Raw genomic sequence first — 23062 nt, 5'->3', positions numbered from 1 at the left:
TTAGGACGAAGGATTGAGAAAGACATACACCGATTGAATGCGGCCATTCGCAAACTGCACTACGTCGTAGCCGGTTACCATGTTCGCTTGGTCGGGTGTGCCAGCGGTCCACGGCGCGCAACACATTTCGTGGTGGATCAGTGCTGGGCCAGAAGCCACAAAACGGAACCGCGGCGGAAAATTCTTCAGCAGCTCTGAGACTGTCGAAGAGATAGCTTCAATGCCGCGAACAATGTTCGTTGGCTCATACAGCACCGCATCTTCTGCATAGAGTTCACGCAAGGCCGTTATGCGCTTCGTGTCATCCACTTCACTGAAGACTTCCGCAAGATGACGTTCGATCATCTGCTCATACTTACTTGTCTCGTCGCCCATCGCTTCCTCGCTTGTCTATGTACCTACAACAAGAGCCTCGTATATACGAGGCTCTTGCAGTCTTGGAGTGATTGGTTCTTAAGCTAACGTTTCCATCAGCTTGCTGATCGTTGAGCTCAGCGCCTTATCCGTTCTGCGCTGCTCATCAATCTTCGCAATGGAGTGCATCACAGTCGTGTGGTGTTTGCCACCAAACTGGCGGCCGATCTCCGGCAACGAAGCTTCCGTCATCTGCTTCGCCAGGTACATTGCAATCTGCCGTGGCACCACAATCTGGCGCGAGTTGTTCTTCTGCTTCAACTCGCTGATCTTCATACCAAACTGCTCAGCCGTAGCCTTCTGAATGGCTTCAATCGTGATCTTGCGCGTCTGCGTATCAATGAACTGCTTCAGGCACTGCTGCGCGGTTGCCAGCGTAATCTCCACGCCATGCAGCGATGACCACGCAATCAAACGAATCAGCGCGCCTTCCAGTTCACGCACGTTCGTACGCACATTGCTCGCAACAAACATGGCAACGTCGGTGGGCAGCGTAACGCGTTCGCTCTCTGCCTTCTTTTGCAGAATCGCAACCTTCGTTTCCAGATCCGGCGGCTGAATGTCGACGATCAATCCCCACTCAAAGCGCGAACGCAGACGATCATCCAACTCCGCCAGTTCCTTTGGCGGACGATCACTCGTGATCACAATCTGCTTCATGCTTTCGTGCAGCGCATTGAACGTATGGAAGAACTCTTCCTGCGTACGCTCTTTGCCGCTGATGAACTGAATATCGTCGATCAACAACACATCAACCGTGCGATAACGATCACGGAAGCCCGTCATCTTGTCATAGCGCACGCTGTTGATCATCTCGTTGGTGAACTTCTCACCCGAGACATACATAATGCTGGCGTGCGGATTCCGACGTTTCACCTCATGCCCAATGGCGTGCATCAGGTGGGTCTTGCCCATACCCACGCCGCCATACAGGAACAGCGGGTTGTAGGCCTTTGATGGGCGCTCTGCAACGGCCTGCGCCGCAGCATGGGCAAACTGGTTGCCGCTACCAATCACGAAGTTCTCAAACAGGTAGCGCTGATTGAGTTGCGCTGCCGTGTTCCAGTCAAAGCGAGCCTGCTCTGCACTGGGAGCCTGCGGAGCAGAACCACGTCCCGGCGCCAGCGAAGATGCGTTCTGCGGCGCATTCGGCGAATGCGAAGGCAGCGGCGCGAAACCACCATCCTCCCGCGTCTTCGGCGTGGTGGGATCGTCCTCTACGGTCACAAAGCGGACGTCGTCCACTTCCAGCGTAAGGTTCTCAATCGCTTCCTGGATCAGGTCCGCGTAGCGGTCGCCAATGTGCTGAAACTGTTGCGAGGGGATGCGAACGTAAAGCGTGCGGTCGTTCGCATGAGAGAAGCGCGTGGGCTTCAGCCATGTCTGAAACGACTGACGATTAACCTTCATCTCAAGCGCGCCTAGGATACGTGTCCAGGCGTTCTGCGGAGCGGTTACGGTCGATGCCGTGGGTCCAAATGACATCCGATTTCTTTCCTTGCCTTGCCGAACCAGCGTCCGGCGTTCACTGTCAAACCTGGCTGCATTGCCTTTGGGGGAAGTGCAACCGCGAGCAAAATTTTGAAACAACGACACCATCTCCGCTCTGCACTGTGGCGGATGAGCATGTCTGTCTCTGTCTTGAAAACCGTCGGCAGAGCCTTGACAACTACCGATCGGTGATGTGATGCAAATTCAAATCAAGCTGGGGACGAGACCCTCTCTGCTTGAGGAACGAACCTGATGGTAGCACGATGAGAACCTCTCTCTGGAAGGCCTGCGACGCAAAAATTTTTACTAAAAATACACTTGCACCAAAGGTGGTGAAAGGTTCCATTTCGGTAAAAAAGGCGTACATCCAAAGGTACGATTTCCCTTGCCACGGATTGCGGCAGGGTGTACACCCGCGCACCTGTACAACCTGCAACGGCGAAAGCAGCCGGTGTTATTCCGGGCTGCCCTGTGCGATGTTCGTCCGGCCCTGCGCGTCCATCCAATCCTGCAATATCACCATGGCCGCCACGCGATCCAGCAAGCCCTTGCGTTCGGCTCCGCGAGCATAGCCATGCGCGTCCAGCCACTCATCCGCCTCGGCAGAGGAAAGCCTCTCATCCTGCAAATGAACAGGCATAGCGAAGTGTTCCCGCAACGCTGTGGCATACGCCTGACACTTCAGCGTCTGCGCACTCGCACTGCCGTCCATGTTCCGTGGATGCCCCACCACCATCGCAGTCACGTTGTGTTTGCGCACCAGTCGCGCAATGTTGCGCAACTCTTCCTTCTGCGACGAACGCCCCATCGTGATCAAAGGCTGCGCCATCCCCAGCGCATCGGTTACAGCAATGCCAACACGCCGTTCTCCCACATCAAAACCAAGCACGCGCGTCACATCGCTCATGCATTCAGCATAGAAGGTTTACTGTTGCTCGGGCTGTTCCATGCCATCAATCACCAGTAAAGGAACCATCGCCTTCGCAGATGTCAGCTTCAACCCCGCCTGCTCACGCAACGCCGTCACAATGCCCGGTGTAGCCGCCGCATCCAGGCCATTGTCATTGGCCGCGTTGGCAGATTTCTCCGGCGTCCATCGCACCTCAATGTCGTAAGTACCCGTCAGGTCCGTCCTGTCCAGCACAACGCGTTCCACCAAAGGTGAAAGACCGTTCGCAAACTGCGCCATTGTGATGCGCTCGCACTGCGCCAGTCCAGCGATAAAGGTCCATCCACCAAAACCGCGCTTCGTCCCATCAATATTTGCGGATGCTTTGAACTTTGGCCCTGCGGGCAGAACGCTCAGTTCGTACACGGGCTGCAGCTTCTCACCAAAGTGATATCGCAGTCGGAACTGCTCCGTCAGTATGGTTTGCAACATCTGGCTGCGTTGCTCGCGAGTGAGGTTCTGCATCAGCTTCAGATCGCTGGCGGCAACTTTTGCGTTTACATCCCACGTGTTCTTCTCTGCCCAGGCAGGCAGACCATCAATGAGCCACTTCTTCACACCAAAGGCCTGCGTCATCAGGAACGTCAACGGCACGTTGTTCGCCTCAAACGTCAGGCCGCTCCAGTGAATGCCTCCATCCTGGCTCACATCACGCGGATCGTGCTGCCTCACCACGATGGCATCAAACTGTGGCGTGCTCTGTGACCACGCCGCAGGCCACGGCACGAGAAGCAACAGCAAGACACCCACATAGCGCAACGCCGTCGGAAGCAACATCAGTTCGCCTCAGGCTGCTCAATCTTGTCGACGACAACAGTGGGCACAGGCGCCTTATCCGTAGTCATCTTCAATCCAAGCTGTTGCTTCACAGCTTCAATGATCGTCGGCGGAGCATCACTATCCGCTGCACCATTGTCCGCGCCTTTCGTGCGGGACTCTGGCTGCCAATGAATTTCAAAGTCGTATTCGCCTGTAAGGCCGGTCTTATCCAGAACCGTGCGCTCCAAATGCGGCGACAGCATATCCGCCAGGAAACCCATCTTCACGTACTTGGCCTGCACCACCCCGTCGTTCATCAGAAACGAACCACGCCCAAACTTCGGCTCCGGTTCTCCCTTCGGCGGTGGCGGACTCTCCTTGAGCTTCACACCATCCGGCATCACCGTCATCACAAACACCGGTTGCACCTTGGTTTCGTTGTGCTCCACCAGCCCAAACCGGTCATGGGCAATGCTTCCAATCAACGCAACCCTTTCCTTCGTCGTGACCTTTTCGATCGGTTTCATCTCCGGATCGGTCACCTTCGCCAGAATGTCCCATCGCGACGACTCTGCCCACGAAGGCAAACCGAACACCAGCCACGGCTGCACGCTGTTTGAGGTAGAGATCATCGTCTTCAGTGAGACATTGGTCATCTCAATGCCGGTGCTCGTCCAGCGCCATCCGCTCATGCCGCCGCTTTCTTTGTGCGGCTTCACCGTAATCACGTCGAACTGCACAGGCGTCTTCTCTTGCGACACCGCCACACAAGGCAACACCATCACCATCGCAATCATCGCCTTCTCCATCTTCATCCGTGCAGTCCTTTCCATAGCAAACAAAGAATCAGTTCTCTTCTGGCTTCACAATCGCATCCACCACAACCGTAGGCACAGGAGCCTTATCCGCGGTCAGCTTCAACCCGGCCTGTTCTTTCAAACTCTCGAAGATGCTCGGTGCAGCATCCTGGTCACCACCGTTCACAGCCACGCGATCGCGATATTCCGGCGGCCATTGAAACGCAAAGTCGAACTCGCCGCTCAGTCCTGTCTTGTCAATCACGTTGCGCTGCATGCGAAGCGTCAGTTGGTCCGCCAGTTGCGCCATGGTCGCATTCTTCACATGCAGAACGTCGCCTTCCATCTTCCAGTCTGTGCGCCCAAATTTCGGTGCTGGCTGTCCTGCTGGCAAAGGCGGACTTTGTTTGATCTTTAAGGTGTCTCCCGCAAGCGTCATCACAAACACTGGCTGCAGTTTGCTCTCTGTGTGCGTCACCATGCCGAAGCGGTCGTGCAATGCACTCGACATCAACGTCCTGCGTTCAGCCGCAGACAGCTTATCCATCGGCTTGGCCGCAGGATCAACCACCTTCCCCTCAATGTTCCAACGGGAAGATTCAGCCCAAGCCGGTAATCCAAGAACAAGCGACGGCTCCACTTGATTTGAGAACGCAATCAGCAACCGCAGCGGAAGATTCTTCGCCTTCCACTCCGTGCTGCTCCACATCAGCGACATCTGGTTCTCACCGGGCGTACTGGGCCGCACCACGGTCACATCGAATTGCGTCGGCACCTTGTCCTGCGCCCAACTAAGTGAGGGCACAATCAGTGCAACCAGCGCGACCGCAACAGCCAACCTCATCAAGCGCCCTCCCCGTTGGAACCAGCGGTATCAGTTCTCTTCTGGCTGCGTAATCTTATCCACCACAACCGTAGGCACAGGCGCTTTATCCGCCGTTAGCTTCAACCCCAACTGTTCCTTCAAAGCCTCATAGATCGCAGGCGGAGCATCCCCTGTGCCGTTATCTGTGGCTGCATTCGCACGCTCTTCCGGCGTCCACTTCAACTCCAGGTCGTACTCACCGGTAAGTCCCGTCTTATCGACGATGGTGCGGCCCACCTGGTATGACAGGCTCTCTGCAAGCGTCGACATCTTCGTCCGCGTAGCGGTCATACTGCCGCGGGCAATACGCCACGTGCCGCTGGTCAGCTTGCCCGGTTCCGGATTCTCTGCCGGAGGCGCACTCGCCTTCAGCTTGCTGCCTGTTGGCAACACGGTCAGCACAAACACCGGCTGCACCTTGTCTTCCTGGTGAACCACCAGGCCAAAGCGGTCTTTCAGAATGCCGCCAATCATCACACGTCGCTGCTCAGGCGTAAGCTTCTTCATCACGCTCATGTCAGGCGTGCTCACCTTCGCATCAATGTCCCAGTGTGACGACTCCGCCCACGACGGCAACCCGAACACCAGCCACGACTTCACGCCGTACACGTTGCTGATCATGTTCTTCAGCGTCATGTTCACGGCTTTATAGTCCGCCTCGCCCCAGTGCATCATCATGATGTCGTCGCCTCCCTTGTGCGGCTTGACCGACATCACATCAAACTGCGGCAACTCGCCCGTGTACCCTCCGCCCGGCAACAGCGGCGGCATCGGCATCTGGGCACAGCACATCGCGGAGCCCATGCCACAAAGAGCAAGAGCCAGTACAAACAGGCGACAACGATTCACAGAGAGCATGGTTGTTGATAGGACGCGAACGTCGTCACGATGGTATCCGCACAACCCGCCCTAACGGAACGCATAAAGAATTAATTCGCATCCGGCATCTGCACATGATCAATCACAATGGTCGGCACCTCGGCCTTCGTCGGCGTCAGCTTCAACCCAAGCTGATCCTTCACGGCTTCGAAAATCGGCGGAGGAGCCTCCTGTCCCGAGCCGTTATCGCCGCCGTTGTTCAGCATCTCAGGCGTCCACGATAGCTCCAGGTCATAGCCATTCTCGCTATGCATATCCGTTTTATCGATGACTGTGCGTTCCACGCGGTACGACAGGTTCTCCGCAAACGCCTTCATGGCGATGTGGTGCGCCACCATGTGATTGTCTGAAGTGCTCATGCTCGCACCTGGATTCTTACCCGGCGTTCCATCATCATTCTTCGGGGGCGGCGCACTCTCCTTGAACTTCACGCCGTCCGGCATCGCCGTCATCTCAAACACCGGCTGCACCTTGCTATCCATGTGCAGTTGCAAACCAAACCGCTCCATCAACAGCGCCTTCACCATGTCATCGCGCTGTTGGCGTGAAAGATTCTTCATCACTGCCGGATCAGGCTCACTCACCTTCGCAACAATGTCCCACTTCTGCGACTCTGCCCACGGAGGAAGACCAAAGATCAGCCACGCCTTCACGTTGAAGTTGCCCGCAATCATCTCCTTCAACGAGATGTTGGTCGCCTGCAGGCTGGTAGGGCTGCGATTCACGTTGGTGTTCGTATCGCCCGGCTGATGCGGCTTAATCGTCACCACATCAAACACCGGAAGCGGCGACTGGGCACGGCACATCGCAGAGCCCATGCCACAAAGGACAAGAGCAAGAGCAAACACGCGGCAACGATTCAAAGTGAGCATAGTTGTTAATGAGGGCGCGACGCCGTCACGATGGTATCCGTATTAACCGCCGCATCGGAATGCAGAAACTCTTAATTCGCATCCGGCTGTTGAATGTGCTCCACCACAATCGTCGGCACCTCGGCCTTACCCGGCACCATCTTCAGTCCAAGCTGTTTACGCACAGCCTCAAAAAATGGTGGAGGAGCATCGGTCCCACTGCCATTGTCATTGCCCTTGTCGCGTTCCTCCGGCGTCCAGTGCAGATCAATCATGTAGCCGTACTCCGACTTCAGTCCGGTGCGGTCCACAATGTTGCGCTCCACCCGGTACGACAACGTGTCAGCCAGCGTCGTCATGGTCACGCCTCTGCCGCTGATCAAGCCATCGTCCACCGTCATCTGGCTTCCCTGCGAAGGCTTCTCACCGCCTTCAGAGCTTGAAGGTGCAGGCACAGCCTTAAACTTCACACCTTCCGGCAGAGCCGTCATCTCAAACACCGGTTGCACCTTCGATTCCTTATGCGCCACCAGCCCCACATGGTCGCGCAGCAGGGCATTGAGCATGGCTCGCCGATCCTCGCGGCTCAGCTTGCGCATCACCTTCATATCCGGCTCGCTCACCTTGGCTTCAATATCCCAGCGCTGCGAACCCACCCACGAAGGCAGCCCAAAGATCAGCCACTCCTTCACGCCATACGCCTGGCTGATCAGCATCTTGAAGGTCACATTCCGCCCGGAGTACATTGCCGGCGAAAAGCGCTCGCTCACGTCATCATCGCCCGGCTTGTGCGGCTTGATACTCACAACGTCCCACGCCGGCAACGCCTGCGTCTGCGCCGATGCCACAGGTTGCTGCGCACCCAACGAAAAGCCAGCAACAGGACCAACAAGAAACACAGCAAGCAAAAGCGCGCGAATCAATGGAAAGCACATCGATTGAAAACTCCAGGGTGTTGGAACACAGAACCCAACCTCAAAACGCGATGAAGGGTCAGGGTTTCGGTTCCTGTTGTTCCATACGCACAAACTCCCCACGACGTTCCGGAATTTTGTGTTGCAAACCAGATACGCTATTGCCGTGCGAAACCTCACTCGTCGCGATGCCTTGAAATTCAGCGGAGCCGCCGCTGCCCTGTTGCCCGCCACCCTCACCGCGCAACAACCAAAAGCGCGCCAGCAACACACGCCCATCCCACAGTGGGAGATCTTCGAACTCACACTGCAAGGCCCAGCCACCGGCAATCCCTTCATGGAAGTCGAACTCTCTGCCGACTTCCACCTCGGCCATCGCAGCGTTCATATCCCCGGTTTCTACGACGGTGAAGGCACCTACAAAGTCCGCTTCATGCCTGACACCGTGGGCGAATGGTCCTACACCACAGCCAGCAACAACGCATCGCTCGCAGGCAAGACCGGCAGCTTCACGGTAAGCAAGCCATTGCCAAACGCGCACGGCCCCATCGTCGTCCACAACGCACAACACTTCTCATACGCCGACGGCACACCCTACTTCCCCTTCGGCACAACAAGCTACGCGTGGATTCATCAAAGCGAAACCCTGCAACAGCAAACATTAGCAACGTTGAAGACCGCGCCCTTCAACAAAATCCGTATGTGCATCTTCCCCAAGCACTACGAGTACAACCACAACGAACCGCCGTTCTACCCCTTCCCGCGCAACGGCACCACCAACGACTACACACGCTTCGACCCACACTTCTTCGCGCATCTCGAACAGCGCATCCTCGACCTGCAGAAGCTCAACATCGAAGCCGACCTCATCCTCTTCCATCCCTACGACCGCTGGGGCTACAGCAGCATGACGCCTGAGCAGGACGCGTTCTATCTGCGCTACGTCGTCGCACGTCTCGGCGCCTATCGCAACGTGTGGTGGTCCATGGCGAACGAGTGGGATTTCATGAAGCAGAAGACCCTCGCGGACTTTGATCGTCTCTTCCACGTTCTTGAAGCAGCCGACGCACACCATCACCTGCGCAGCATCCACCACGCGGCCATCATGTACGACTACGCGCATCCGTGGATCACGCACGGCAGCCTGCAGACCGACGAGTTCGACAAAGCACCGCAGTGGCTCGCCGCATACAAGAAGCCAGTCATCTTCGACGAATGCAAGTACGAGGGCAATCTCAACAAACGTTGGGGCAACATCAGCGCCGCAGAAATGACTCGTCGCTTCTGGCTCGGCCTTATCAATGGTTGCTACGTCACCCACGGCGAAACGTACCTGCCCGACACAGAAGAAGCCTTCAACGAAGACACCACACCCACGCTCTGGTGGGCGCACGGCGGCACATTGCACGGCGAAAGCTCCGCAGCCATCGCGCAGCTACGCAAACTCGTTGAAGAGTCCGCATCCACACCAAACGCCCGCATGGGCTTCTTCGCTCAAGACAAGCCGTACTACCTCAACGCAACGGTCTACGGCGGAGCAGATGGAAAACAGGCGCAAACCATCCTCTACTTCATGGATGAACACCAGCCCGTCTGGTACGAGTTTCCATTGCCCGAAGGAACCTTCACCGCAGAACTCATCGATCCACTCACCACCACCGCAACACCCGTACCCGGCACACACACAGGCAAAACAAAAATCCGCATGAAGGTAAAGGCCCACCAGGCACTGCGCTTCCGCCGCGTGTAATCCAGCGAAGCTCATACGGCCAACGTCCGTCATCCTGAGCGAAGCCGAAGGATCTGCATTCCTCTCCCTCACGAGAATGCGGGTGCCCACGTCTCGCTTTTGCGAAGTGGGATTGAAACAAGTCTCGACAGACAGCACAAAGGGCCCGCGCAGCGCGGACCCCTTCGTGAAGATCGTTCTCTCTGAGAAACGGTTAGGAAGCTTTCTTAATAATCTCCAGCTTCACCTTCGCCAATCCCTGCTCAATAATGCCCAGCTCTTTCGCTGCGGCAGAAGACAGGTCAATCACGCGATCCGGAGCCAGTGTTCCACGATCATTAATCTTCACCACCACTGACTTCATGTTTTCCATGTCCGTCACGCGGACAATCGTGCCCAGCGGCAGAGTCTTGTGTGCGGCAGTCAGCTTGGTTTCGTCAAAGGTTTCGCCACTGGCGGTGGTGCGTCCGTTCCAGACCTGCCCATACCAGGAGGCCAGTCCGCGGAAGGCAGTCGCGCGGAAATTGAGAATCGGATGACGCTTCTTCGTCAGTTCCACCGGCGGTGCGGCGGGAGGCGCAGGTGCGGGTGCCAAAGGCTCAACACGTGTGTGTGAATCCACCTGGTGCGTCACCACGGTAACCGTGGCATACGCGGCAGAAACAGCAGCGCCGGTGGCCAATGCCAGTCCCAGGGCGAGCGAGTGACGCTTGCGGGCCAACCGCACAACGGCGCGGCTGCGTAACAGGGTGCGAGAGAGTGATACAAATCCGCGGGTAAGTTTCGCGGGGTGGATCTGGAGAGTGTTGTCCGAACCGATTTCGGTTGAGTGGATCAATGAACTGCCTGCTAAACCAGGAGCAATGGGGCGGAGATAAATCAACGAGCGCGCGCGTGTTTCTGCTTGTGCTGGTCACAGGGTAGGTTCGCCGGCTTTCTTGCTGTCGCAAATCGCGACAGTTAAAAACGCACGACAATGTCCCTGAGCTCCGCTGTCTTCCTGTCTTCTTTCTTTGGGATTTGGCGATCTTGCCGTCGCCTTGGCACTTCTGCGCGACTGGAGCGGCACTGTGTGCCTGCGCCTCGCGCGGATTGGGCAGCAGGTGGACCGGTAAGCCCGAAACCTGTCAGCACTGTTGGTCGGGATTCTTAGAACCCTCAAACCTGTGTCAGGTTATCAACTCCCCCCGCAAAATACCAGCCTTTTGGCGCATTCTTTCGGGTTCATCACGTAGAATCAGTAGCTTACATAATGCCCAAAGCACACAAAAGGTTGCATCGGGTATCCTCAGAAACTGAGGAACCATCCATGGAACAGCCAATCACGGGCGCTGCCCGCCGCACCGAAGACATCGCGCTCGACCTGCTCAAGTTCATCGCCTCCACCACCAACGTGGTCAAGTCCACCGGCGGTGGCACACCCGGATTCGCTGGCACCGCCACGCCCAAGTCCGACGATCAGGTCGCAGCTCTGCTTGAGCTCTACGGCCGTTGCCGCCAGGCTGTCGAAGCGAAGTAACCCCATGAGCCACATCGCTCCATCCGGCGCCACGGCCATCGCCGTTATCGGCGCCGGAGCCTTCGGCCGCAACCATCTCCGCGTCTATCGCGCGCTGGAACAGGCCGGTGCGGGCATCCGCCTCGCCGCCTGCGCCGACCCCAGCGAATCCGCCCGCGCCGCCGTCGCCGCGGAATACGGCATCCCCGTCTTCGCCTCGGTCGACGATCTGCTCGCCGCCGGACTCGGCATTGCCGCCGCCAGCGTCTGCACACCCACCGTCCACCACGCCTCCGCAGCCATCGCGCTGCTTGAGGCGGGCATCGACGTCCTCATTGAAAAACCCATCGCCTCATCGCTCGCCGAGGCGGACAGCATCCTCGCCGCCGCCCGCGAACACGGCTGCATCGTGCAGGTGGGCCATCTCGAACGCTTCAACCCCGCGGTTACAGCGGCCACCTCGCTCGTCCACCAACCCATGTTCTTTGAGTCGCACCGGCTCAGCATCTTCACGCCGCGCTCGCTCGACGTGGATGTCGTGCTCGACCTCATGATCCACGACCTCGACATCGTGCTCACCCTCGCCGACTCCCCCGTCCGCGAAGTCCGCGCCGTCGGCCTGCCTGTGCTCTCTAAGAAGACCGACATCGCAAATGTCCGCGTCGAGTTCGAAAGCGGAGCGGTCGCCAACTTCACCGCCTCACGCATCTCGACGGAGCGCGTCCGCAAACTGCGATTCTTCCAGCCGCATCAATATCTCTCGCTCGACTTCGCGCGCCAGGACCTGCTCATGATCGACGTCACAGCCGCAGCGTCCCTCACCGCCGCGCAAATGCAGGCCCTCTTCGCCGCATCCACGGGCCGCGACGAATCGCACACCGCGGAAGAAGTCGAAGCGCACCTCGCATCCCTGCGAACTACGCAACAGGCAGCAGCCTCACCCATTCCCACCGAGGAACATCCCTCGGCAGGCTTGTCGCTTCGCAAAATCCCGACAGAACCCGGCGAACCCCTGCGCCTCGAAATCGAAGACTTCCTAAACGCCATCCGCACGCGGCAGGAACCCCGCGTCACCGGCCACAACGGCCGCAACGCCCTCGCCCTCGCGCTGGAAATCAACGCCGCCATCGCCGACCACCAGCAACGCGCCGGACTGGTTTAACGAAGCGTAAACCGGGTGCCCCAGGTGCGCGAAGCTAACCTGGGTCTTCGTGCGAAACCAAACCAGCGAAGCTCCAACGAACGAAGTTCGTCATTCTGAGCGCAGCGAAGAATCCCCACGGACTCAATCGCGCCGAAAACGGCCGAACCTTCCAGCCACAGATCAAACCAGCTTCGCGAAAGCGAAGCTCCAACGCGTAAAGCGCGTCTTCTCTCGGAAGGGCAGGGCTTTAGCCCTGCCGTAAAGACACACGCTGAGAAAGGGGCTTTAGCCTCTGAGGGAATGCGCGCGTAGCAAAATATAGAAGAAGCCATGCCCATCGAACTCAATCGCCAGCAGCGCACCGACGCCATCGCCTCCCTCAAACGCTACTTCGAAGAGAACCTCCCCGAGCCCATCGGCGACCTGCCCGCAGGCATGCTGCTCGACTACCTCCTCGAAGAGATCGGCCCACTCGTCTACAACCAGGCCATCAGCGACGCGCAATCGCGCCTCACCTCCGTAGTAGCCGACCTCACCGGCGACCTCTACGAAAAACCCCTCGCCTACTGGCCCACCCTCGACAGCAAACGCAAACGCCGCTGACGAATCCCCTACAGAACAAAATGGCGGTGGCGTAACATTCGAAAGAAATCGGCTTCGTTTGTGCTTCCTGGGAGGTTCACATTCTTAGAACGATCCTCATCGCGCCCCTCGCCGCTCTCACTTTTCTAAGCGCTCAGGAACAGCACGACCACCCCGCGCCTGAAAAGCTGGGCAGCGTCTCGTTCGCAACGTCGTGCAAGCCTCAGGTGCAACCAGAATTCAACCGCGCCGTCGCGCTCCTGCACTCCTTCACATACAAAGAGGCGGATGAAGGCTTCCATCACGTAGCCCAGCAAGACCCCAACTGCGCCATCGCGCACTGGGGCAGTGCCATGACGCACTATCACCAGCTATGGGATATTCCCCCATCACCTGCGGATACCGCAGCGGCAAAGCAGGAGATCACGCAGGCCGCAGCACTTCAAACCACAGAGCGTGAGCGCGCATTCATCCAGGCATTCAGCCTCATTGTCAGCGATACCTCAGTGCCTTACACCACAAGAGCATTGCGCTACGAAGAAGCCATGCAACAGATCGCGACAGCGAATCCCCAAGACCCCGAGGCACAAGTGTTCTACGCGCTAGCTCTCATCTCCAACGCCTCGCCGTTAGACAGAGAACATCGAAAACAGAAACAGGCAGCAGACATCCTCGAGCCGCTCTTTCGCAAATATCCCGACCACCCCGGCATCCCGCACTATCTCATCCACGCCTGCGATAACCAGGAACTGGCCTCGCAAGGTCTACCAGCAGCGCGAGTCTACGCAGGCATCGCTCCCTCAGCGCCGCACGCGTTGCACATGCCATCCCACATCTTCACCCGACTCGGTCTATGGAACGACTCCATCACATCCAATCTCGCTGCAAGAAAAGCCGCACAACAGCAGAACGACATCGGCGAAGAGCTGCACGCCATGGACTATCTCGTCTACGCCTACCTGCAAAACGGTGACGACCAAAAAGCCCTGCTCACCATTGAGCAACTTAAGGCAATGGACAACCTCCACATGAACGACTTCAAAGTCGGCTACGCAGCCACAGCCATGCCCATTCGCTACATCGTCGAACGCAACCAATGGAACGAAGCAGAACAGGTCGCTAATCCATCCGACACAACCCCACCGCAGATCGTGGCCATCGCTGTGTGGGCACGCGGACTCGGCTTCGCACGCAACGGTCATTCGCAGCAATCAGATCAGGAAGCCAAAACGCTCCAATCACTCGAAGATCGTCTGCAAGCAGCGGGCAACAGCTACTGGACCTCGCAGGTCCAGATCATGAAGCTTGAAGTCATGGCATGGTCAGCGCAGGCTTCGCATCAACCCGCGCAAGCTGCAACCATCCTTCGCAACGCTGCAGACGAAGAAGACGGAATCGAAAAACTCCCGCTAACACCAGGCCCCATCGTCCCGGCCCGCGAACAGTTAGGCGACCTATTGCTGCTGCAGTCAAACACAGAGGCAGCCTCCGAAGCATTCGCAACCGCACTGCAAAACGCTCCCGGAAGACGAGGCGCACTTCAAGGCGCAGCCCAAGCTGCACGCTAACGCAACGAGCCAGGCATTACGCTGAAGTTCGTCGAGTCGTCGCGACTCCAATCAATCCGGCGATCCCCTGTGCAGCCGTCTCGGGTTCCATCCTGCCCAGCAATGCAGACTGCACAATGAAGCCCAGGAAGAATGACAGCAAAACCTTTCCCACCTCATCCGGCTTTCCTTTTTTCGAAAGGTGTCCTTCCTTCTGCCAGATGCGAACAATGTGGGTCAACGCTTCGCGATACTTAAGCTGGAATCCAGAAACAAGCTTCTTCACCGTTGGATTCGACTGCGCCTCGCTCCAGCACATCAGGATGATCACGTTCAGATCAAGGCCACCCCTTTGCGTATGCGATGAAATGGCAGCGGTAATCTCTCGCGCAAACGCAGCGGGCGGCAGCGGCTTTTCTCGCATCAGCAGAGGCAGAAGAAGCCCTCTCAAATCACCCATGTAAGTCTCTATGGCTGCAAGGATCAGTTCATCTTTGCCCTTGTAGTACAGATACACCGCACCAGCCGAAAGCTCCGCCTCGCGAATGATCTCTTCCATTGAAGTCGCGTGGATTCCGTTGCGGGCAAAGCACCGCCATGCAGCAGCCAGGATCTGGTCCCGACGCGCCTGCCGCTGTTCCTCTGAAATTTTCGGCATCCATTTTTCTCCTTGCCAATCTCATAATAAAGAAAGAATATTCTTTTTGTAAAGTCTGAGACCGCATAGGAGAAAAAACAAATGACACATCTTCAGATCATGCTGTGGCTTTGCGTTGCCGCATATGGCGCGCACGTTTTAGAGGAGTTTATTTTTGACTGGCGAACCTGGTCGCAGCAGGTGCTTCACCTTCCCACGCGCTGGGACGACTTCTACATCACCAACTGCCTTGTCATCGTTGTAGGCATCGTCGCCGTCGAGATCGCTCCGGAATATCCCGCCGTCTCCCTCGGCTTCCCCGCACTCATGCTCATCAACGCAACGTTGATGCACGCATTTCCCTTCGTGCGATCCATGGGCCGCCGCTTCTCACCCGGCCTGATCACCGCCGCGCTTCTCTTCTGGCCGCTTGGAACGTACACCATGCTTGCTGCGGAATTGAATGCGCGTGTCGTGATCACCGCCTTCCTCGTAGGCGCGGCGCTTCTCGCACTGCCAATCAGCTTCCTTCTGCTCAGGCGCAGCAGCTACTTCGACCAGACCCGAGCGTACTGAATCCACAACTGAAAGTAAGAGGAGACTCCCATGGGCTACGAATATCCGATCGACGCGAAAGCCATGTTTGAAGACCGCTTCGGCGAATTTGTCGGGCTCGGCGTTCCAAAAGCAGAAGTCGCGGAGATGCAGACCGCCATCACGGACATGTGGTCCAACGCTCCCGGCGGCTGGGTATATGAATGGTCACGTCTCGCGCAGAGACACGCAGATGCAAACGAAATGTTCCTGGCTTCACTCGCATACGGATGCGCAAAATTTCCCTGCCTCGCGAACGACGCCAGGCGGACAGCGCTCCCAAAACAAGTCGAAACCTATCTCGCCGCAGCACCGGGTTTTCCGGTGAAGTTTGAACGTCGATTGATCGACCTGCCGTACAAAGGTTCCACAACAACGGTGCCCGCCCACTTCTACAGCGCCACAGGTCAATACGGCCATCAGCCCATTCTTCTGTTCAATGGCGGCGTCGACACATGGAAGATGGACAGCCATGGAATCTTCATTGCGCTCGCACAACATCTTCCCGTCACAGTCATGGCGTTTGACCAACCCGGCACGGGCGAGACAGACGTTCCCCTCTCGGCCGCCGCGGACGAAGTCGTGCTCGGCCTCGTAGCAGAAGCACGCCGCATCGGCAACGGCAAGCTCGCGCACTTCGGCATGTCGTTCGGCGCAAACTACTCAGCCATGACCGGGCTGCTGAAAGTTGTGGATGCATCCATCATTCTCGGCGGCCCCGTCGATCACGCATTCGCACCGGAAGCGCTTCAAAAACTTCCATACGGCATGCAGGACATCATCGCCAACGACATGGGCTTCGACCGTCAGCCATCGGAAGCAGAGTTCATGGCTGCCGCAGACAAACTGGCCAGGCGCGATCTGCTCGCTCGCCCGGACAATGCACCATTGCTCGTCATCAATGGCGCCGACGATTACTTCGTCCCGCAGGCCGATACGCTCCTGTTTGAAAACAGGAAAGATTGCGAAGTCCATTTGATTCCCGGAACCGGACACTGCGCTTTTTCAAAACTTCCAGAGGTTATGTCATTGATAGCCCACTGGCTCCCCACGCAACTCGGCCTCACCCGCCCGCAATAAGCGTTAAACCTCTGTGATCGGCGGAACAGCCTCTGCTCGCCTGAATCAGGCGTCTAGCGCTGTTTCCTTTGAACCCATGTCGTCATGCAGCGGTAGTCCTGCACGATCGTGGTCTTCAATGGGTCTACAAGTACGCTGTCCAGCTCCTCCGTCAGTTCCATCAGCATTTCCTCATCTGCCAGGAACCACTCCGAACCGTCTGGCATCAAGAACCGACCACCCCGTACTCGCTCGAAGTCCATGCCAATCCTCGAACCCAGGCGGCAAAACAGCATTCCTCCAGGCCTTACAACGCGCCATAACTCCGCCAGCATCGCCCTGAAATGCTCTTCATCCTTGGCGAAGTGAAGTACCGAGTTACAGATCACAACATCGGCAAAGGCATCTGGGAAAGGGATCTGTTCAATGGGAGCAACTTGAAAATTCTCTGCGGGGAGTCCGGTTCCCAGCGAAGCAGAAAGTTGTCTTACGTGCTCCACACCATCGCGGTCCAGGTCGACTGCAAATATCTCGCAGCCTTCCCGCAGTAGATGCACCAGGTTGCGCCCATATCCGCATCCAGCATCAAGAACACGCATCCCCGGTGCAATATTTCCGCGAAGAATTTGATCGAAGACGTAAATGTCGATGTGTCCAAACTGCTCTTTAATACTCAATGCCATGCTTTCATCATCGCAGCAGCTGGTCATTGGGTTTGGACTGATTGAAATGGGTTACTTCCAACAAGCCGACTTCACGGTACTAATCGAAACTTCCGAAACGCTGTTTCCGGGAATCTTGGCGGATGTTGACTAGAGTGCTTCGAGAATTTGATAGCGTGGTAAGGCGCATGGTCGGACAAGTTGGCTTCAATATGCTGCGACACGGTCTGCTCTTCTTGCTCTTCTTTGCCGTTTTACCCGTGTTTCGCGGTCAGCAGGTGTTTTACCGTCCGCAGGCAAAGCCGCTGGAATGGCGCATAGAGCAGCAACCAGTAACGAAATCTTGCAGTGAAGCCGATCTCGCATTCGCAGGTGCTCCGGAGCAAATTGCTCTGGCACAAAGCTATGGTGCACCCTTCCATCCCGGCATGAAATGTGAGTCGATTGGTGCGCCAGCTTTCCACGGAGCGCGTGTTCTACGAATTTGGCAGCCCAGTGTCTACGACGACGGCTACGGGTATACCCTTATCCAGCCCAAAGGCGCCTCGACGGTACGTCTCATCTTCAATGGTGGCGGAGATATTCGCCATACAGGCCATGAAAATGACGAAGCTAATCTCGCCGCGATGAATGCCATGCTGCAGACATCGGACACGGAAGACTTTGAAAAAGCCGATTGGCTCGCAATCAGCCTGGCCTATCTCACTATTCTGGGCGAAGAACCTTCACTGAAAGATCGTAGCTACGCGCCTGGGCCGAGCCAGAATTTTCAGAGCTATACAGTCCCCGGTCTACTGAGTGAACTTCCAACATTAGCGAGAAAGCACCAATTGCCGACCGTTGAATGCGGCCCGTACTGGTGTACGGTTCTCTTTTATTACAGGACTGAACCGGTAGAGCCGCTGGAGAAGTGCGCCTTCGAATTTGTATTGCTCGATGGCAAGATTCGCATAACCTCTGCGCGTCTTGTCGATGATTCGAGAGACTCCGGCAAGAAGAAACGCACAAATATCAAGTAGGTGAGCTTCCTACTCCTCATAAACGCCAATACTGTCAGTGCGATTCACTTCGCAGTATCAACTCTAGCCTCGCGTATTACGCAGAAGCGCATCGTTCGCGCACTGCCTAAAAACCGAAACAAAAAGCGCGCCCTCACGGAACAACGATGGCTGGCCTCACGCCAACGGTGCGAATTTCATTTCGACATCCGCCAAAAAGCGGAATATGATTCCGTCCTGAATTCAGGCGTTAACAACCAACAGATAAGATCGAAATCCAAAGCGCAAGCAAGCGAGGATCTTGAGATGATTTCCACGTCACTTGGCATGTCACGTCGTCAATTCGTTACTGCTGGCAGCCTCACGGTCGCGGCTGCGTGCCTCGATCCAAAGCACCTCATCGCCCAGACAGCCAGCATCGTTCCGGGCGCGTTCAAAGAGGCTGCAACAGCCAAGGTCACCATCCAAAACCTTCGACGCAACGTCAGCGTTCTTCTCGGTGCTGGTGGCAATATCGCTGTTCTCACAGGCCCTGACGGAAAGCTGGTGGTCGACGCTGAAATCGTCACCGCGCGTCCAAACGTCTCAGCAGCCCTCGCAAAGATCAGCGCAGACCCCATCAAACAACTGATCAATACCCACTGGCACTTTGACCATACCGGTGGCAACGAATGGGTCCATCAAGCCGGAGCCAGTATCCTGGCGCACGAAAAGACGCGCGAACATCTCTCCAAAGCCACGTACGTCGGCGGAAACTTTCAGTACACGTTTCCAGCCGCGCCTGCCGGTGCAATTCCTTCCACCGTCTTCGTTGACGAATACCATCTGCATATCAACAACACCACGCTCGCTCTGAAGCACTACGTGCCTGCCCATACGGACTCCGATATCTCCGTGTATTTTGCTGAGGCCGACATCCTCCACACCGGAGACACCTTCTGGAACCGCGATTACCCTTTTATCGACTACTGGACGGGTGGCAGCATCGACGGCCAGATACGCGCCGCCGAAGCGAACATCGCCAAGGTGACCAGTAAGACAATCGTCATCCCGGGGCACGGTGCGGTGGGCGGCAAAGACGACCTCATCCTGTTTCGAGACGTTTTGGTGGATATCCGCGAGAAGGTCGCAGCTCTCAAAAAACAGGGCAAGCCTTTGCCTGAGGTGATCGCGGCAAAACCCACTGCGCGATACGACGCCGTGTGGGGCAACCTGTTTCAGAATCCGGCGAACTTCACTGCGCTCGTGTATCAGGGCGTCTAAGCAATGCGGTCGAAGTCCAGAAAATCGTTGTCAAGCCCTCAACACACTTAAATGCAACAAATCAAAAGAAATAGAGTTGGCATGCTATTTCCGCGAAAGAACTACAATAGATACAGAGAGAAAGGGCCGCGCTTAGCGCGGCCCTAACTCGTTTAGAAAGACGATTTTGCCTCTAACCCCAATGGGCAGACTATTTTAGCGGCACCAAAAACCTAACCCGTTTAGAAAGACGATTTTAGAAAAACAGGGGGGAGGGGGGACCCTCCCTACCGTATGGCCTGCATAGCGTATCGGAACAGGGCGTCGAAGTCTGTCCGAATCGTCAGTTCTGAGCTTTCGTGTTTTGCAATCGCCGTCTCCACGGCGCGCTGCGCACTGTCGCGCTTGTATCCCAGGTTCACCAGTGCAGACAGTACATCATCCACCACAGGTCCGCCCTTGAACCCGGAAGCCTGCGCAGGTGCAGCAGCCTGCAGATCGTCCAGCTTGTCCTTGAGCTCCAGAACCACGCGTTCGGCGGTCTTCTTGCCAATGCCCGGAATCTTCACCAGCATCGCCGTGTCACCGGCACGAATTGCACTCACCAACCGCTCCGCCGAAAGCCCGCTGAGCACGGTAATCCCCAGCTTCGGCCCAATGCCGCTGACAGTGATCAGACGCTCAAACAGCCGCTTCTCGTCGCGGTCGGTAAAGCCGAACAGCGCAATCGCATCCTCTCGCACCTGCGTGTTGATGTGCAGCGACACCTCAGCGCCTTCATCCGGCAGCGAGGAGAATGTGGTCACACTGATGGCCACGTCATAGCCAACACCACCGCAGTCCACAATGACAGCGTTGGGCGACTTGGAGAGTAAACGTCCGCGCAGGTGAGCAATCATCTAGCCGCGCCGCCTGTACAGGATCTGGAACTGGTAGCCATCGTTCGGCGGGAAGAGCTTGCTGATGGTGCGCAACCGTTCCGCCAGCGCCGGAGCAGCCAGCAGCGGATACTCGCGCTCACGCAGGTCGCTGTAGTCGAAGTCCATGAATACGCTGAGCAGGTAGATCGCCAGCGAGTCGGCAAAGGCCGCTGCATAGTAGTTGGTGCGCGCCTTCTCATCCACGGTGCCACGCGGTGCAGACCCGCGAGCCCGCGCATCCAGCTCCGCCACGGAGACACCCAGTGCCGCCGCCCGGTCCTCCCAGGCATCAATGGAAGTCTCCCCGCGCACATTCGCAGTCGCCTGCTTCCAAAGCAGTTCGCTGAATGTTGGCGGAACGCCGATTGTGTCCGTGAAGTTATGCGCGATGTTGATGAAGAACTCGAATGCCAGCGCAAAACGGTCGCTGTGCAGACGGCTGCTCAGGAAGACAACCTCTTTGCCGTTCACCTGCGCATTGCGGTGGCAGATAGCTCGATCCGCCAGCGCCACGCTGTACGTCGGCGCAATCAGTGTCCGGTCAACCAGTGGAAAGGCCGGCGTGTCGCCGCCTTCCAGCCGAGACCCGCTCAGTGCCAGCGGCACAAACACATACTGGAAGGTGCTCAACCCATTGCTGAGACCGGTTGGAACGGTTCCCACCAGGCGCGCAATCTGCTCTACCGTCAGCGACGGCAAGTCCAGCCGTCCCAGCGTCGCGTACTGCAGACCATTGGGTGCGGTCGCGGCCTGCGCCTGTTGCGTAGCCTCTTCCGGCGTCAGTAGATCGGTTGTTAGAGACTCAGCCATTCAAGCGGTATTCTAATGGCAGAGGCAGCCGTAATTCACATGGCAGATACAACCGCATCCCGCCCGCAGATCGCACCCGGCTACACCGGCCCCCGTTTCCTGGGCGCGCCAGTAGGCGACTTCACCGTCTTCCAGACGATTCTGCTGTCACTGGCCAGTGGTGCTGTGGCCTTCTTCGCGGGTACGTTTCTCGCCATCATGTCCATGCTGGTGATGACCATGTTCGGCCACAAGCCAGACTTCTCCATCGCCTACCGCTGGGTCGGTGTGCCGCTGGGGCTCACCGTCCTCGTGGTTGCCGGAGTATTCCTCACCTCAGCGTTGGTGAGTCGTATTCGCCGCTCGGCACAAGCACCGCGATAACTTACACTGGCCTCACCTTCATGGCTGGCGAAACCTACTACGCAGATACCTATGCACCCGCGGAACGCTACCGCTGGACTATCGGCGTGCTCCTCGGCGTCGGCGTGCTGGTCAACTACTTCGACCGCGTCAACCTGTCCGTATCCCATGACGCGCTGGTAGATAGCTTTGGCATCACACCGCAGGTCTTCGGCCAACTCTCTGCGGCGTACTCGTGGACCTATGCCGCCTGCCAGCTCCCCACCGGCGTAGTCCTCGACCTCTTTGGTGTCCGCAAGGTCACCCTATGGTCGGTACTGATCTGGGGCATCGCATCCCTGGCTGCAGCCTTCGCGCCGGGAATCATCTTCTTCTTCGCAGCGCGACTGTTGTTGGGTATTGGCGAAGCTCCGACGTTCCCTGCCAATGCCAAGGCGGTGGGGGCATGGTTTCCCGCGCACGAACGCTCCCTCGCAACCGCACTCTTTGATGGATCGGCAAAGCTGGCCAATGCGATCGGTGTGCCGCTGCTAGGCTTCTTGCTCCTGGAGGTTGGGTGGCGCTGGTCGTTCGGCTTCACCGCAGTGTTGTCGTTCGCATACATGGCGCTGTTCGCCCTGCTCTATCGTGAGCCGGGCCGCTTCTCTATGCGCAACGTCATCCGTACGCCATCGCTCGTTCCAGGTGGCGATGCTGCGCAGATCATCGCTCCTCCCATTCCGCTCGGACAGTTGCTGCGTCAGCGGAAGATCATCGGTCTGGCGATTGGCTCCGGTGCGTACAACTATGTCTTCTATCTACTGATCACTTGGCTGCCAACGTATCTCGCGCAGGCACAACACATCACGCTGCAGCAGTCGTTCCTGTACACGGGTGTGCCGTGGTTGGTGGCGGCCGCTTGTGGCTTCCTCATCGGTGGCGTTTTGGTGGATGCGCTCATCCGGAATGGTTATAACGCCAGCACGGTGCGGCGGACGGTGCTGATTGGTGGAACCATCTGCGGGCTTGGGATTCTGGGTGCGGCTTTTGCGCATACCGTCAGCGGCGCGCTGATATGCATCACGCTATCCATCGGTGGATTGTCTGCGGCATCGCCGGTTATTTGGAGTCTTCCATCGCTGCTGGTGCCGAATACGAGCACTGGTAAGGTTGGTGGGATCGTTAACTTTGCGAACCAGATCTCTGCGATCCTTGCGCCTATTGTTACGGGATATACCGTGGGGGCAACGCACAGCTATACGCTGGCCTTTGCCATTCCCGCCATCTATATCGTGATCGGGATTGCTTCGTACTTCGTGCTGCTGGGGCGCATCGAGCCGATTGATGTGCGCGAAGCTCTCCAAGGCTAAGAACGTCCGCAAGATGGTTACTCTTGCGGA

Annotated in this window: 25 protein-coding genes; 11 read left to right on the top strand and 14 right to left on the bottom strand. The window is 57.2% G+C overall.

Annotation, left to right across the window (positions count from 1 at the left end; translation table 11 throughout):
- From M504_RS11685 to M504_RS11640, 9 genes are all read right to left on the bottom strand, one after another.
- Positions 1-375, bottom strand: a complete 375-nt coding sequence (locus M504_RS11685) for a nuclear transport factor 2 family protein (protein ID WP_047491485.1) — start codon at positions 373-375, stop codon at positions 1-3.
- 78 nt (positions 376-453) lie between these two features.
- Positions 454-1899, bottom strand: coding sequence for a chromosomal replication initiator protein DnaA (gene dnaA, locus M504_RS11680; protein WP_047491483.1), 1446 nt, complete (start codon positions 1897-1899; stop codon positions 454-456).
- 460 nt (positions 1900-2359) lie between these two features.
- Positions 2360-2812 (bottom strand): Holliday junction resolvase RuvX, encoded by a 453-nt coding sequence (gene ruvX / locus M504_RS11670; RefSeq protein ID WP_047491477.1) that lies wholly within the window; start codon positions 2810-2812, stop codon positions 2360-2362.
- A gap of 18 nt (positions 2813-2830) precedes the next feature.
- Entirely contained in the window at positions 2831-3631 is an 801-nt protein-coding gene (locus M504_RS11665) for a TIGR03435 family protein (protein WP_047491475.1), read from the bottom strand.
- The gene (locus M504_RS11660) at positions 3631-4428 is read right to left on the bottom strand and encodes a TIGR03435 family protein (protein ID WP_047491472.1); all 798 of its coding nucleotides are present in this window, start codon (positions 4426-4428) and stop codon (positions 3631-3633) included. The genes M504_RS11665 and M504_RS11660 overlap by 1 nt, the downstream gene beginning before the upstream one ends.
- Positions 4429-4459: 31 nt before the next feature.
- Complete coding sequence (locus M504_RS11655; protein ID WP_047491469.1) at positions 4460-5254, bottom strand: TIGR03435 family protein; 795 nt, start codon at positions 5252-5254, stop codon at positions 4460-4462.
- A 30-nt stretch (positions 5255-5284) separates the two neighbouring features.
- On the bottom strand, positions 5285-6079 hold the full coding sequence (locus M504_RS11650) for a TIGR03435 family protein (RefSeq protein WP_232296262.1): 795 nt from the start codon (positions 6077-6079) through the stop codon (positions 5285-5287).
- Between the two features lie 125 nt (positions 6080-6204).
- Positions 6205-6972, bottom strand: a complete 768-nt coding sequence (locus tag M504_RS11645) for a TIGR03435 family protein (RefSeq protein WP_232296261.1) — start codon at positions 6970-6972, stop codon at positions 6205-6207.
- A 125-nt stretch (positions 6973-7097) separates the two neighbouring features.
- Positions 7098-7940, bottom strand: coding sequence for a TIGR03435 family protein (locus M504_RS11640; RefSeq protein ID WP_047491463.1), 843 nt, complete (start codon positions 7938-7940; stop codon positions 7098-7100).
- 145 nt (positions 7941-8085) lie between these two features.
- On the opposite strand from M504_RS11640, the gene M504_RS11635 reads away from it, so the two are divergent.
- Complete coding sequence (locus M504_RS11635; RefSeq protein ID WP_052200847.1) at positions 8086-9669, top strand: DUF5060 domain-containing protein; 1584 nt, start codon at positions 8086-8088, stop codon at positions 9667-9669.
- A 193-nt stretch (positions 9670-9862) separates the two neighbouring features.
- On the opposite strand, the gene M504_RS22325 is transcribed toward M504_RS11635, so the two are convergent.
- On the bottom strand, positions 9863-10486 hold the full coding sequence (locus M504_RS22325) for a septal ring lytic transglycosylase RlpA family protein (RefSeq protein ID WP_198137578.1): 624 nt from the start codon (positions 10484-10486) through the stop codon (positions 9863-9865).
- Positions 10487-10957: 471 nt separating this feature from the next.
- On the opposite strand from M504_RS22325, the gene M504_RS11625 reads away from it, so the two are divergent.
- The 4 genes from M504_RS11625 (at position 10958) to M504_RS11610 (ending at position 14440) form a co-directional block, all read left to right on the top strand.
- The gene (locus M504_RS11625) at positions 10958-11167 is read left to right on the top strand and encodes a hypothetical protein (RefSeq protein ID WP_047491460.1); all 210 of its coding nucleotides are present in this window, start codon (positions 10958-10960) and stop codon (positions 11165-11167) included.
- A 4-nt stretch (positions 11168-11171) separates the two neighbouring features.
- Complete coding sequence (locus M504_RS11620) at positions 11172-12308, top strand: Gfo/Idh/MocA family protein (protein WP_047491457.1); 1137 nt, start codon at positions 11172-11174, stop codon at positions 12306-12308.
- Between the two features lie 312 nt (positions 12309-12620).
- The gene (locus tag M504_RS11615; RefSeq protein WP_047491455.1) at positions 12621-12893 is read left to right on the top strand and encodes a DUF2164 domain-containing protein; all 273 of its coding nucleotides are present in this window, start codon (positions 12621-12623) and stop codon (positions 12891-12893) included.
- 206 nt (positions 12894-13099) lie between these two features.
- Positions 13100-14440, top strand: a complete 1341-nt coding sequence (locus M504_RS11610; protein ID WP_232296260.1) for a hypothetical protein — start codon at positions 13100-13102, stop codon at positions 14438-14440.
- Between the two features lie 16 nt (positions 14441-14456).
- On the opposite strand, the gene M504_RS11605 is transcribed toward M504_RS11610, so the two are convergent.
- Entirely contained in the window at positions 14457-15077 is a 621-nt protein-coding gene (locus tag M504_RS11605; protein WP_047491451.1) for a TetR/AcrR family transcriptional regulator, read from the bottom strand.
- Between the two features lie 81 nt (positions 15078-15158).
- Here M504_RS11605 and M504_RS11600 point away from each other — a divergent pair, with 81 nt between their 5' ends.
- Both M504_RS11600 and M504_RS11595 read left to right on the top strand, forming a co-directional pair.
- The gene (locus M504_RS11600) at positions 15159-15632 is read left to right on the top strand and encodes an HXXEE domain-containing protein (protein WP_047491448.1); all 474 of its coding nucleotides are present in this window, start codon (positions 15159-15161) and stop codon (positions 15630-15632) included.
- 30 nt (positions 15633-15662) lie between these two features.
- Entirely contained in the window at positions 15663-16730 is a 1068-nt protein-coding gene (locus M504_RS11595; protein WP_047491445.1) for an alpha/beta fold hydrolase, read from the top strand.
- Positions 16731-16783: 53 nt separating this feature from the next.
- Here M504_RS11595 and M504_RS11590 read toward each other — a convergent pair whose 3' ends face one another.
- A complete protein-coding gene (locus M504_RS11590) occupies positions 16784-17392 on the bottom strand; it encodes a class I SAM-dependent methyltransferase (RefSeq protein WP_052200649.1) in 609 nt (202 codons plus the stop codon).
- A 122-nt stretch (positions 17393-17514) separates the two neighbouring features.
- On the opposite strand from M504_RS11590, the gene M504_RS11585 reads away from it, so the two are divergent.
- Positions 17515-18390 carry a hypothetical protein gene (locus tag M504_RS11585; protein WP_156993700.1) on the top strand — a complete coding sequence of 292 codons (876 nt, stop codon included), beginning with the start codon at positions 17515-17517 and terminating at the stop codon, positions 18388-18390.
- A 285-nt stretch (positions 18391-18675) separates the two neighbouring features.
- Complete coding sequence (locus M504_RS11580) at positions 18676-19632, top strand: MBL fold metallo-hydrolase (RefSeq protein ID WP_047494611.1); 957 nt, start codon at positions 18676-18678, stop codon at positions 19630-19632.
- Positions 19633-19898: 266 nt separating this feature from the next.
- Here the strand turns inward: M504_RS11580 and ruvA are convergent, their stop codons facing one another.
- Together ruvA and M504_RS11570 are read right to left on the bottom strand one after the other, a co-directional pair.
- Complete coding sequence (gene ruvA, locus M504_RS11575) at positions 19899-20510, bottom strand: Holliday junction branch migration protein RuvA (RefSeq protein WP_047491440.1); 612 nt, start codon at positions 20508-20510, stop codon at positions 19899-19901.
- Positions 20511-21341 carry a hypothetical protein gene (locus M504_RS11570; RefSeq protein ID WP_047491437.1) on the bottom strand — a complete coding sequence of 277 codons (831 nt, stop codon included), beginning with the start codon at positions 21339-21341 and terminating at the stop codon, positions 20511-20513. It abuts the gene before it with no gap.
- Between the two features lie 39 nt (positions 21342-21380).
- Between M504_RS11570 and M504_RS11565 the strand changes: the two genes are divergently transcribed.
- Positions 21381-21704 carry a hypothetical protein gene (locus tag M504_RS11565; protein WP_047494610.1) on the top strand — a complete coding sequence of 108 codons (324 nt, stop codon included), beginning with the start codon at positions 21381-21383 and terminating at the stop codon, positions 21702-21704.
- Positions 21705-21724: 20 nt separating this feature from the next.
- Positions 21725-23032, top strand: coding sequence for an MFS transporter (locus M504_RS11560; protein WP_052200647.1), 1308 nt, complete (start codon positions 21725-21727; stop codon positions 23030-23032).
- Positions 23033-23062 lie beyond the last annotated feature (30 nt).

Source organism: Terriglobus sp. TAA 43, assembly GCF_000800015.1.
Classification (GTDB): domain Bacteria; phylum Acidobacteriota; class Terriglobia; order Terriglobales; family Acidobacteriaceae; genus Terriglobus.
Note: the sequence above shows the minus strand (reverse complement) of the source record. Positions and strands in the feature narration are given on the sequence as shown.